Origin of the sequence: Polaromonas sp. YR568, from assembly GCF_943369415.1 — a bacterium.
GTDB lineage: Bacteria > Pseudomonadota > Gammaproteobacteria > Burkholderiales > Burkholderiaceae_C > Polaromonas.
The window spans coordinates 1-11,245 of sequence record NZ_CALRNF020000066.1 but is presented as its reverse complement, the minus strand read 5'-3'; the positions used below and the strand labels follow the sequence as shown (position 1 = coordinate 11,245).

At 66.1% G+C, this 11,245-nt stretch carries 10 protein-coding genes and 1 pseudogene; 5 read left to right on the top strand and 6 right to left on the bottom strand.

The window, feature by feature from the left end:
• Nucleotides 1–273: 273 nt before the first annotated feature.
• From ACLV74_RS24845 to ACLV74_RS24825, 5 genes are all read right to left on the bottom strand, one after another.
• Nucleotides 274–1,392 carry a porin gene (locus ACLV74_RS24845; RefSeq protein ID WP_411882094.1) on the bottom strand — a complete coding sequence of 373 codons (1,119 nt, stop codon included), beginning with the start codon at nt 1,390–1,392 and terminating at the stop codon, nt 274–276.
• Between the two features lie 912 nt (nt 1,393–2,304).
• Nucleotides 2,305–2,934: a flavin reductase family protein gene (locus ACLV74_RS24840; protein WP_411882093.1), complete on the bottom strand. Its 630-nt coding sequence runs from the start codon at nt 2,932–2,934 to the stop codon at nt 2,305–2,307.
• A gap of 233 nt (nt 2,935–3,167) precedes the next feature.
• Nucleotides 3,168–3,608 carry a nuclear transport factor 2 family protein gene (locus ACLV74_RS24835; RefSeq protein WP_411882092.1) on the bottom strand — a complete coding sequence of 147 codons (441 nt, stop codon included), beginning with the start codon at nt 3,606–3,608 and terminating at the stop codon, nt 3,168–3,170.
• Nucleotides 3,609–3,610: 2 nt separating this feature from the next.
• On the bottom strand, nt 3,611–4,438 hold the full coding sequence (locus ACLV74_RS24830; protein ID WP_411882091.1) for an amidohydrolase family protein: 828 nt from the start codon (nt 4,436–4,438) through the stop codon (nt 3,611–3,613).
• Nucleotides 4,439–4,456: 18 nt separating this feature from the next.
• Nucleotides 4,457–5,458, bottom strand: coding sequence for a Bug family tripartite tricarboxylate transporter substrate binding protein (locus tag ACLV74_RS24825; RefSeq protein ID WP_411882090.1), 1,002 nt, complete (start codon nt 5,456–5,458; stop codon nt 4,457–4,459).
• Nucleotides 5,459–5,668: 210 nt separating this feature from the next.
• On the opposite strand from ACLV74_RS24825, the gene ACLV74_RS24820 reads away from it, so the two are divergent.
• From ACLV74_RS24820 to ACLV74_RS24800, 5 genes are all read left to right on the top strand, one after another.
• Nucleotides 5,669–6,661 carry a DNA-binding transcriptional regulator gene (locus ACLV74_RS24820; protein WP_411882089.1) on the top strand — a complete coding sequence of 331 codons (993 nt, stop codon included), beginning with the start codon at nt 5,669–5,671 and terminating at the stop codon, nt 6,659–6,661.
• A 104-nt stretch (nt 6,662–6,765) separates the two neighbouring features.
• Nucleotides 6,766–7,236 (top strand): MaoC family dehydratase, encoded by a 471-nt coding sequence (locus ACLV74_RS24815; RefSeq protein WP_411882088.1) that lies wholly within the window; start codon nt 6,766–6,768, stop codon nt 7,234–7,236.
• On the top strand, nt 7,233–7,694 hold the full coding sequence (locus tag ACLV74_RS24810; RefSeq protein ID WP_411882087.1) for a MaoC family dehydratase: 462 nt from the start codon (nt 7,233–7,235) through the stop codon (nt 7,692–7,694). The genes ACLV74_RS24815 and ACLV74_RS24810 overlap by 4 nt, the downstream gene beginning before the upstream one ends.
• Before the next feature lie 24 nt (nt 7,695–7,718).
• Nucleotides 7,719–9,350, top strand: coding sequence for a class I adenylate-forming enzyme family protein (locus ACLV74_RS24805; RefSeq protein ID WP_411882086.1), 1,632 nt, complete (start codon nt 7,719–7,721; stop codon nt 9,348–9,350).
• The gene (locus ACLV74_RS24800; protein WP_411882085.1) at nt 9,347–10,120 is read left to right on the top strand and encodes an SDR family NAD(P)-dependent oxidoreductase; all 774 of its coding nucleotides are present in this window, start codon (nt 9,347–9,349) and stop codon (nt 10,118–10,120) included. The genes ACLV74_RS24805 and ACLV74_RS24800 overlap by 4 nt, the downstream gene beginning before the upstream one ends.
• A 19-nt stretch (nt 10,121–10,139) precedes the next feature.
• Here the strand turns inward: ACLV74_RS24800 and ACLV74_RS24795 are convergent.
• A pseudogene (locus tag ACLV74_RS24795) lies at nt 10,140–10,784 on the bottom strand (ATP-binding protein); the annotation flags it as partial.
• Nucleotides 10,785–11,245 lie beyond the last annotated feature (461 nt).

Here is an 11,245-nt window from a genome sequence, read left to right as displayed (position 1 = left end):
GCGCAGCCGCTGAGCATCGCGCCCAGGCCCAGCGCCGAGCCGCCGGCCATGATGTGCCGGCGTGACGGCCGCAGTCCTTGAATCTTGTCTTGCATGGAATGTCTCTTTTTGAGGGCAGCGTTGAAAGGCCGATGCGGTGATCGGCCTCACGTGCCTTTTATGGTTTATGCAGTCATGTTACGCAGCTGCTGGCGGCGCGCCATCGGTGAAATCGCAGATTCCGCTGGGCGAAATCCATAAAACTCACGCGGCGCGCGCCTGCCCGGCAAGGCATCAAAAGAAATGCGTGATGCCGAAATCGATCGCGCGCGAAGCGCCGCCCGGCGCCACGCCGGTGTAGGCGCCGTTGCCGTCGGACGCGCCGTAGCTGGAGCCGCGCTTGTTCTTCAGGCGCGTGAGGCCGGTGTAGAGCTGCGTGCGCTTGGACAGCGGGTAGATGTAGACCACGCTCAGCACGTCGGCATCGAAGTTGGCCGCCGTGCGGTCGTCGTAGCGCTTGTAGCTGGCGCTCAGGCTGTTGGTGCCGAACTTGACGGTGCCGCCCACCACGTAGCTGTTGTAGTTGCGGCTGAAGATGGCGGTGGCGCTGGACGGCGCGGCCGCGGTGCGCGTGCCTTCCCAGCCGCCGAACTGCGCCAGGGCCGCGAGCGAGAAGCTGCCGAAGTCGTACTTGGCACCCACGGTGGTGGCGCTGTCGGCTTCGGTGTTGGTGGTGTTTTTCACCCTGGCGTAGGTCACACCGGCGATCATGGTGGGGCTGCGGTACATCACGCTCCCGCCCGTGGTGTCGCCGCCGCGCGCGGGCAGCGGCGCTGCCTGTTCACCGGGCGCCACCATGGCGCGCAGCGAAAAGCCTCCGAAGGTCGGCGACTGGTAGGTCAGCGAGTTGTCCGTGCGGCCCGAAGCCGTGCCGGGCGAGCCGGACCAGAGCGTCGCCAGCGCCGAGCCCAGGCCCAGCTGCATGGGGTCGACGTTGGTCAGCAGGTAAAACGCCGGCGCGTAGTCGCGGCCCGCTTCCAGCGCGCCGTAGGCGCCGCTCAGTCCGACGTGGGCCTTGCGCCCGAACATGCGGCCGCCCTGGGCCAGTGCGCCGGTGTCGAGCGCGAAGCCGCTTTCAAGCTGGAAGTAGGCCTGCATGCCGCCGCCCAGGTCTTCCGTGCCGCGCAGGCCGAAGCGCGAACCGTAGTAGCAGCCGCCGCCGTTGACCTGCAGGTCCGAACCGTTGGCCGCCTTGTACGACACGATGCAGGCGTCGGCCACGCCATAAATGGTGACGCTGCTGGCGGGTGTGGTGGCTGTCTGCGCCCCCGCCTGCGTGGCGGCGAACAGCGTTGCGCCTGCGAGCAGGCAAAGGCTTCGAAGGGGGTGGCGAATGCGATGGCGGATGGTCATGTGTTGTCTCCTCTTTCTTGGAATAAAGGACCGCCCCGCGCATGTCGTGCATGCGGCGGTGACGGGAAAATTTCGGGGCGCTCCTCAATGGCGATCTTGCGAACGCGAGGCGAGTCTAGGAGCGCGGTGCCGCGCGGGTCAACGAATGGTTTGGGGCTTTTCGCACGCCGGAATTTGGGTGTCGTGTTCGTGCGCGCGACGCTGCGTGAGGAGGCCGCGTGCGGCTGCGACAGACCGTTGTCGAAGCCTGGGGTTTGCTCCAGCGGCGTGCTCATTGCATAGGCTTGCTGGCCGGGTCTCGCCCCGGCGGGCGAGGCACTTTTCTTTGCTTCGCCAAAGAAAAGTACCCAAAAGAAAGGCGACCCTGGTTGCTGCGTCCCTTCGCTTCGCTACGGGCAACCTGCGGTGCTCGGTCCAGCCGGGGTCAAAAACAACTCGCCTGCGGCTCAAACAAGTTTTTGCCCTGATCCGTCTGGACCTCCGCTCCTCGGCGCATCCACAAGGGGCAATCGGGAGCGGGAGCGGGGACAGAAGACAAAGAACAAATACAAATACCAACAAGGACTCGCCATGGCGAGTCCTTGTTTCTTCAGGTATTCGGTATTGGTATCCGGCTGTTGGGATTTCGGCTGTTCGGTATTCCTCTCCCCACCCCTTGTGGATGCGCCGAGGAGCGGAGGTGCAGGCGGATCAGGGATCGCGTTGTTTGAGCGAAGCGCAGCGTAGCGAGTTTAGCGAGACCCCGCCTGAACCGAGCACCGCAGGTTGCCCGTAGCGAAGCGAAGGGACGCAGCAACCAGGGTCGCCTTTTCTTTTGCTTACTTTTCTTTTGGCGAAGCAAAAGAAAAGTGAGTAGCTGTCGGGCTACCCCCGACCCCGGAACTCAAACCAACCCAAGCGCCCAAAACAACATCAATAACCCGCGCGTTTAAACGGCGACCGCATTTCAACAACCTCCCCCACAGTGGCGTACTGGTAGCCGCCAAGCCGGGTCGTAGGCTGCGCCTTGACAGTATCGAACCGCCCCTCCGCGTCGAGGAAGCCGTCCTGGATGTGCAGGCCCAGCACGCGGCCGAACACGACGGTGCTGGGCGTCTCGCCCGGGAACTCGGGCTCGATGCGGATCATGCGTATCACCTTGCACTCCAGGTTGGCCGGCGACGCGGCCACGCGCGGCGGCCTCACCATCACGCTGGGTGCCTTTTCCACGGCGGCGTGCTCGAACTCGTCGCTGCCGTGCGGCAGCGCCATGGAGGTCAGGTTCATCGCCTCGCGCAACTCCCACGACACCAGGTTGACGACAAACTCGCCCGTGGCCTTGACGTTGGCGATGGTGTCTTTTTCCTCGCGGTCCTCGGGCGTGTTGCAGGCGAACATGACGACGGGCGGCGCCGTCGACACCAGGTTGAACTGCGAAAACGGCGCCAGGTTGACGCTGCCGTCGCGCGCGATGGAGCTGATCCAGCCTATGGGGCGCGGCGCCACGATGGCGTTGAAGATGGAACGCTTGAATCCGGGTTCGGTCAAAGGGTCTATGAACATGGTGCCTGCCTTGAATCGTTTTATCGTTGTGTGTGTTGCGCGGCCGGAGGGCGGCTTTGCTGGGCAGTCTAGGACGGCTGCCGCGCGGCGGTTGAGGTATCTGGCGGCTTTTCGCTGGCCGGAATTTCGGTGCGCCTGTTCGCTTGTGCAAGCGCGAAATGCATGCGGCGGCCAAGCGCGTGCGCGCCGCGCGATGGGCGGCAACGCGCTAACAGGAGCTGCAGGAAAACCGCTTAACCGGTGGTCGGCGTATCGTCGCGAAACTGCGGGCGCACGCGGCGCGATTCATAGCGCCATGAGCCGTCGCCCTGCTTGATCACCACCTCTTCCACCAGGGCCAGCATGATCGCGGGCTTGGAGGGCAGCACGGGCACGCCGTCCGCGGCGAACAGGCTCAGGATGTACTGGCAGCGCACGCGGGTGTCGCTGTCGGGCTCGATGCGGAAGTTGTTGACCACGTGCAGCGAGATGCGCGCGCCGCGTTCGCGCCGGCGGCTGTAGAAGGCCTCGATCGCGGCGCGCCCGCGGTACTCGCGCACGCTGGATTCGAACACCGCATCATCGGTGTAATAGCCGGCGGCTGCGCCGCCGCCCTTGATGTCCACTTCGTGCCAGAAGTCGATGGTCAGGGATTCGAGTTCGTAGCGCAGGGCGAGCAGGGCAGGTGTGTTCATGGTCAGGCGAAATAAAATTGGAGGGGTGTGTCGCACGAAATGCGGCGGCGCATGGCGGGCTCGGGCACCAGTTCGTTGAGGTTTGCAAGGGCCTTGTCGTAGCTGAAACTGGATTCAAAAGCGGCGAAGGGCCAGTCGCTGCCCCACATCAGCCGCTCGGGGCCCGCGTTTTCCAGCAAGGCCTTGCCGGCTTCCCGGACCAGGGATTCGGAGAGCAGCCTGAACGGCGACGACAGCTTGACCCAGGTGCGCCCGCCCTCGATGGAACGCAGCAGGCGCTGGAAGCCTTCACCCCGGATGCCGTCGTGCGCTTCATCCGGCCGCCCGAAATGGTCGACCACCACCTTGACACCCGCCGCTTCCAGCGCGGGCAGGTAGGCCGGCAGGCGAAAGCCGTCGTCATGCAGCTGCACGTGCCAGCCGAGTTCGGCGATGTTGCGGATCAGCTGGCGGTAGTCGCCCGAGCTGAGGTCAGGCGCGGTCATGTTGCGCCACTGAAAGCGCACACCCACGACACCGCGGGCCGCCATCTCTTTCATTTCCTGCAGCGAACAATCCGGCGAAAGGATCACCGTCGTGCGCAGGCGGCGGTGCTGGCGGCAGGCCTCCAGCGTGTGGTCGTTGTTGGTGCCGGAGATGCTGGCGGCCGCCAGCACGCCGAAGGTGATGCCGTGCTTGTCCAGGATGTCGATGTACTGGCCGGCGTCCGCATCGGCGGCGGGTGTGTGCCAGGCGCCGGCCGCCAGCGGCATGGAGGTGGTGAACACATGCGCATGCGTGTCGATGACGGGAGCGTCGACGGCTGTGTTGTTATTTTTTTCGGCTGTCATTGAACAAGCATTGAAAAATCATTGAACAATGGTGGCGGAGATGGGGTCGATGATAGGCTTCCATTTCACGAGTTCGGCCTGCATGAGCTTCATCAGCGCGTCGGGCTTGCCGCCTATGCCGCGCATCGAGAAGGTCTGCAGCTGCGCGCGGCCCTCGGTGCTGGCGAGGAACTCGTTGGCCACCGCATTGACCTTGGCGACGACGTCGGCCGGCAGGTTCTTCGGCCCGACGATGCCGTACCAGCCGGTGGCGCTCACGTTGATGCCGGACTCCAGGAAAGTCGGCACATCCGGCAGCGTGGGAATGCGCTGCGGCGACAGCACCGCCAGCGCGCGGATCTTGCCCGCCGCGATCTGCTGCAGGTAGGTGGGCACCAGGTCGAAGCTCAGGCCCACGACGCCGGCGAGCAGGTCGTTCAGCGCGCCCGACGATCCCTTGTACGGCACGTGGACCATGGAGGTGCCGGTGGCGCGCTGCATCAGGAGAGCCGACAGGTGGCCCATGGAGCCGTTGCCGCCGGTGGAATAGGCCACCTGGCCGGGGTTGGCCTTCAGGTTGGCCAGCAGCTGGCGCATGTCCTTGACCGGCAGCGTGGGGCTGGAGGCCAGCAGCAGCGGCACGTCGGCCAGCAGCGAGATCGGCGTGAAGTCGGTGATGGGATTGAAGGGCGTGGATTTGTACAGCAGCTTGTTGATCGACAGCGGGCCGGTCGTCGACAGCATCAGCGTGTAGCCGTCCGAGGCGGCCGTGGCCACCGCGGCAGCGCCCAGGTTGCCGTTGGCGCCGCCCCGGTTCTCCACCACAAAGGCCTGGCCCAGCGCGTCCTGCAGCTTGCGGGCCAGCAGGCGCGCCAGCGCATCGGTGGAACCGCCGGCCGCAAAAGGCACGACCAGCTTCACCGGCTGCGACGGCCAGGGGGCGGCGGCGCCGGCCCGGAACGGTGCGATGCCGCCGGCGGCCAAGGCGCCCGCGGCGATTTTCTGCAAGGCGCTGCGCCTGCCTGAATCATATGAATTCATGCGTTTTGTCTCCAGTTTTTTAGTAATGCAGGCATGGTACGCAGGGCGATGCGCTGTCGCCATCGATGAAATCACAAGTTTCACTGCACGGAATGCGCGGGACGTCGCACGCGGCACACCGCCCGAATTTCGCTAGCCGAAATAGCGCGGGGAAAACCACGGCTGTGCCCGGGTCGATTCCTATACTGGCCCAAAACAGGAGACAAGGCCATGAGTTTGTTGTCAGCATCGGCACTGGCGGAGAAGCCGTTTTTCGCGAACCTCGGCGGCGGCCTCGAACGCGAGGAGTTCGCGCAAGACTGCGCCGAAGATAGCCGCGAGGGCAGCCCGGCCCCGGCCGTGCGCTCCGTGGTGCGCGCCGTCGAGCTGCTCAAGGCCTTGAACCGCCGGCCGGTGTCCACCGTCGAATTTTTGCATGCGCAGACCCGCCTGCCCAAACCGTCCATCGTGCGCATGATGCAAACGCTGGAAGGCTGCGGCCTCGTCAAGCATGCGCCGCAGCACGGCGCCTACTACCTCACCTCCGGTGTGCTGTCGCTCAGCCATGGTTACCACAGCGAACCCATGGTGGTGGAGGCGGCCGCGCCGCTGCTCGATGCGCTGACGCTGAAAGTCAAGTGGCCGGTCGCCATCGCCATGCTCGAAGACCTCTCCATGGTGGTGCGCTACAGCACCATCCCGTTGTCGCCGCTGGCGCTGCGGCATTCCACGCTGAACGTGTGCCTGAGCCTGGTCAGCCGCGCCATAGGCCGCGCCTACCTGGCGTTCTGCTCACCCGAGCAGCAAGAGGCCTTGCTGCATGCGCTGGCCGCCTCCGAAGGCCCGGAAGACGAGCGCGCCAAAGACGCGGGCGCGATGCAGCGCGTGCTGGGCGAGGTGCGCAGCAAGGGGTTTGCGATGCGCGACCCCAGCGTCTGGCCCGCGTCCAACACGCTGGCAGTCCCCGTGTTCGACAACCACGGCGTGGCCTGCTCGGTGGGATTGACGTATTTTTCGTCGGCGATGAAACCGGCGCAAGCCGTGGAGCGCCACCTGCCCGAACTGCAGGCGGTGGCCCGCGAGATCGGCGAGCGGCTCAAGGCCCTGCAGTCGGACAAATCGCGCGCCAGGCCGGGGCTGGAAACCAAACCGCGCCGCCGGCCGCGGCCCGCGCGCGTCGCCGTGCAAATTCCGCAGGGTGGAGCGCTCAAAAATCCCGCTTGATGCGCGCTGCATTGGCGGCGCAAGATTCGCGCAGCGCGGACCCTGGTTCGCCTTTGCAAGCCCTGCAAGCTTCCCCAAAATTCAAAACATCCAACCGGCCGCCCGTGACAAGCACCCGATACTTCGAAGATTTCCAGCTCGGCGACAGCTGGACCAGCCCGCCCACGCCGGTCTCGGCCGACGAGATCATGGCCTTCGGCCGCGACTACGACCCGCAGCCCATGCACACCGATGCCGCGCGCGCGGCCGACGGCCCCTTCGGCGCGCTGGTCGCCAGCGGCTGGCACATCGCCGCGATTTCGGTGCGTGTCTTCGTGCAGGCCGGCGGCTATGGCAAGACGCCGCTGGTCGGCCTGGGCATTGACGAATTGCGCTGGCAACGCGCGGTGAAGGCCGGCGACACGCTGACATTCACGCGCGAGGTCGTCGAGCTGCGCCGCTCTGAATCCAATCCCGGCCAGGGCATAGTGCGCACCCGCGTCACCGCGCGCAACCAGCTGGGTGAAAGCGTGATGACGCTGATCACTGCGGGGCGCGTGCCGGCCCGGCCCGCCGCGCTGGAAGGCACGCCATGACCACGATGGTGGAAACCCCCGCCGATTTCGCGGCCCACGTCGGCAAGAAGCTCGGCACCAGCGACTGGGTGGTGCTGGACCAGCCCAAGATAGACGCCTTCGCCGTGCTCACCGGCGACGACCACTGGATCCACGTCGACGTGGACCGCGCCGGCCGCGAACTGCCGGACGGCAAGACCCTGGTGCACGGCTTCCTGACCCTGTCGCTGATCCCTTACCTGCAGCGCAGCGTCTTCAACGTGGCCAGACGCGGCAAGGGGCTCAACTACGGCTGCAACCGCGTGCGCTTTACCAGCCCGCTCCAGGTGGGCTCGCGCGTGCGCCTGCACCAGGTGGTCAAGGCCTGCGAGCGGCTGGCCGACGGCGCGCGCACCACCTTCGAATGCACCATCGAAGTCGAGGGGCAGGACAAGCCCGCCCTCGTGGCCGAGACCATCCTGCAAATGTTCGACAAATAACGACTCCATCCCCGACGCTCCAGCATGACGACCCCTGCCACCGCCACCGCAATTCCCGCAGCCACCGCAGCCACCGCAGCCACCGCTGTGCCTGACGAATCAGGTTTCATCCCCTTTCTGTGCATGATCGCCGCACACGCGCAAAGCAACCCGCAAGGGATTGCCTTCCGCGTCGACAAGCGCACGCTCGACTGGCGCACGCTGCACGAGCGCGTTGCCCAGGTGGCCCGCGCGCTCGCAGCCGGCGGCGTGGGCAAGGGCGACAAGGTGGCCGTGCTGGGATTCCCCTCGCTGGCCTACGTCGAGTGCCTGTTCGGCATCGTCGCGACGCGCGCCTGCGTGGTGCCGTTGCCGGTGTCGGCCAGCGCCGAAACCCTGCAGGCCATGCTGGCCGATTGCGAGGCCAGGCTGCTGTTCCTGGACCCGGCCTGCGGCGAGGCCATGGCGCAGATGGCCGCGCGCAGTTCGGTGCGTGTGGTCCGCTTCGGTGAAGACGGCGAGGATGGCGGCGACTACACCGCCTGGCGCGCGAGCGGCGCGAGCGGCGCGCCGCTGCTGGTCGCGCAGCCCGGCGATGCCTTCAACATCATCTACAGCTCGGGCACCACCGGCATGCCCAAGGGCATCGTCCACCTGCACGGCATGCGCCAGCGGCAGGCGCAGCGCAACGGCTTTGGTTTCAGCATGCACAGCCGTACGCTGCTGTCCACGCCCATGTATTCGAACACCACCATCACGCCCATGATCGGCACGCTGGCCAACGGCGGCGAATGCATTCTGATGCGCAAGTTCGACGCCGGCCGCTACCTGGGCCTTGCCGCGGCGCTGCGCGCCACCCACACCATGCTGGTGCCGGTGCAGTACAAGCGCCTGCTCGCCCACCCTGATTTCGACGGCAGCGACTTGTCCGCCTTCGAGCTGAGCCAGTCCACGGGCGCGCCCATGGACGCGGCCATGAAGCGCGAGATCCTCGCGCGCTGGCCGGGTCGCTTCCTGGAGGTCTACGGCATGACCGAGGGCGGCGTGTCCTGCTTTCTCGACGCGCGCGCGCACCCCGGCAAACTCGGCACCGTCGGCACGCCGGTCCACGGCACCGAGGTCTTCCTCATCGACGAGGCCGGGAACAAGCTGCCGCCCGGTGTGGATGCCGAAGGGCGCGAGCGCATCGGCGAAGTCGTGGGCCGCTCGCCCTTCATGATGGCCGGTTACCACAAGCGGCCCGACGCGACCGCCGAGATCCGCTGGTACGACGAGCAGGGCCGCATGCACCACCGCACCGGCGACATAGGCCGCTTCGACGAAGACGGTTTTCTCACCTTGCTGGACCGCAGCAAGGACGTGATCATTTCGGGCGGCAACAACATCTACGCGGCCGACATCGAGGCCGTGCTCTCGCGCCACGCCGACGTGCAGGACTGCGCCGTGATCGGCGTGCCCAGCGCGGAGTGGGGCGAGTCGCCGCTCGCGCTGGTCGTCGCCAGGCCGGGCGCGCGCATCGACGCCGTCGCGCTGCGCGACTGGGTCAATGCCCAGGTCGGCAAGACACAAAGGCTGCTCGCGGTGGAGGTGAGGGACGAACTGCCGCGCTCCCACCTCGGCAAGCTGTCGAAAAAAGAACTGCGCGCGCCTTACTGGCAGAAGGCGGGTGCCGCATGAGCGGCCAGGCCGGCAGGCGGGTTTGCGTGGTGACGGGTTCCTCGTCCGGCATAGGCGCGGCGACGGCGTTGTGGTTCGCGCAGCGCGGCCACGACGTCGTGATCAACTATTCGCGGGACCCTGAACCCGCCAACGCGGTCGCCGAGCGCTGCCGCGAAGCCGGCGCCGATGTGCTGGTGCTGCGCGCCGACATTGCCGACAACGCCCAATGCCTCGCGCTGGCCGAAGAAGTCAGGCAGCGCTGGGGCGGTGCCGACGTCCTGGTCAACAACGCCGGCACCGCCAGCAAGGCCACCGACATCAAGGACCTCGACGCCCTGTCGGCCGGGGACTTCGAGGCCTGCTACGCCGTCAACGTCATCGGCACCTTCCAGATGAGCCGCGCCATGGCGCCGCTGATGAAAGGGCGCGCCAACGCCGCCATCGTCAACATCTCGTCCATGGCATCCCTCATGGGCACGGGCTCGTCCATCGCCTATGCCGCCTCCAAAGGCGCGCTCAACACACTGACCCTGTCGCTGGCCCGCTCCCTCGCACCCGCGATCCGCGTCAATGCCATCCTGCCCGGCATGGTCGACAGCGACTGGCTGCGCAAGCGCCTGGGCGCAGACCAGTTCCAGGCCAGGCGCGAACGCTACGAAGCTCGCGCGCTGCTCAAAGACGTCATCACCCCCGAGGACGTGGCGCGCACGGCGTACTGGCTGGCGGTGGATGCGGTCAAGGTGACCGGGCAGTTGATACAGCTGGATGCGGGGTTTATGTTGGGGTAAATGAGGAGGGCGGGCGAGCTCAATGCCCCGCCTTCAACGCCCGCCGGTACTGCACCGCCTCCGCCACATGCGCCGTCAGCACCGTGGGCGCGCCGGCCAGGTCGGCGATGGTTCTGGCCACCTTGAGGCAGCGGTGGATGCTGCGCCCCGACCAGCCCAAGCGTGTCGCCGTCGTGTTGAGGAACTTTGCGCCCGAGTCGTCGAGCCGGCATTGCGCGTCGATGGCGCGGCCTTCGAGGGCCTGGTTGGTGCTGCCCTGGCGGGCGAGGGCGCGTTCGCGTGCCGCCACCACCCGCAACCTGACATCGGCTGTCGCTTCGCCGGGCGGGGTGTTGACCAGTTCATCGGCCGCCAGCGCGCCGACTTCCACATGCAGGTCTATGCGGTCCAGCAGCGGGCCGCTGAGTTTGCCCTGGTAGCGCGAGACCTGCTCGGGTGAGCAACGGCAGGCCCGCAAGCTCGATCCGAGGTAGCCGCAGGGGCAGGGGTTCATGGCCGCGACCAGCTGGAAGCGGGCCGGGAACTCGGCGCGCTGGGCGGCGCGCGAGATGGTGATGCTGCCGGATTCGAGCGGCTCGCGCAGCGCTTCGAGGGCGGCGCGCGGGAACTCGGGCAACTCATCCAGGAAAAGCACGCCGCGGTGCGCCAGCGAGATCTCGCCGGGTGGGCATCACCGGAGTTAGACGGAATAATCACCAAAGTTAGGCCCTAACTTTGGTGAGTCAAGCGTCGGCTTCCTGCATATCGGGGTCCGGACAAGCCGATGTACCTTGGTAAGCGGGCGGACTTGTTGGTCAATGACACATTGACGAAGCAGTAGGAGCAAGCGGCGAGTTCGTCTTGGCCTACAACTCTGTGGCCAGCGACGGTCGATACGGCCGAATAGGGGAGCGACTTGCTATCGCTGCGAAGCAGCCGTCGACATCAAGGCCCTGCTTCATGTCATTTTCATCGCTAATTCACCGATTACCGGCTATTGTTGAATTCCGTCGAAATCTGATCCACTTAACGCAGTAATTTCCATCCAAATCTGACCCACGTAGGCACTACCCTGCTTGTTTTAAAAGCAGGGGAAATTAGGAGTGATAGACGTGGCGACATTGAATGTCATCAGACGCTGGGCAT

Excerpts from the sequence above, each read along its gene's own strand:
- ACLV74_RS24845 (WP_411882094.1), bottom strand. The coding sequence starts at position 1,392 with ATGACCATCCGCCATCGCATTCGCCACCCCCTTCGAAGCCTTTGCCTG.
- ACLV74_RS24840 (WP_411882093.1), bottom strand. The coding sequence starts at position 2,934 with ATGTTCATAGACCCTTTGACCGAACCCGGATTCAAGCGTTCCATCTTC.
- ACLV74_RS24835 (WP_411882092.1), bottom strand. The coding sequence starts at position 3,608 with ATGAACACACCTGCCCTGCTCGCCCTGCGCTACGAACTCGAATCCCTG.
- ACLV74_RS24830 (WP_411882091.1), bottom strand. The coding sequence starts at position 4,438 with ATGACAGCCGAAAAAAATAACAACACAGCCGTCGACGCTCCCGTCATC.
- ACLV74_RS24825 (WP_411882090.1), bottom strand. The coding sequence starts at position 5,458 with ATGAATTCATATGATTCAGGCAGGCGCAGCGCCTTGCAGAAAATCGCC.
- ACLV74_RS24820 (WP_411882089.1), top strand. The coding sequence starts at position 5,669 with ATGAGTTTGTTGTCAGCATCGGCACTGGCGGAGAAGCCGTTTTTCGCG.
- ACLV74_RS24810 (WP_411882087.1), top strand. The coding sequence starts at position 7,233 with ATGACCACGATGGTGGAAACCCCCGCCGATTTCGCGGCCCACGTCGGC.
- ACLV74_RS24805 (WP_411882086.1), top strand. The coding sequence starts at position 7,719 with ATGACGACCCCTGCCACCGCCACCGCAATTCCCGCAGCCACCGCAGCC.
- ACLV74_RS24800 (WP_411882085.1), top strand. The coding sequence starts at position 9,347 with ATGAGCGGCCAGGCCGGCAGGCGGGTTTGCGTGGTGACGGGTTCCTCG.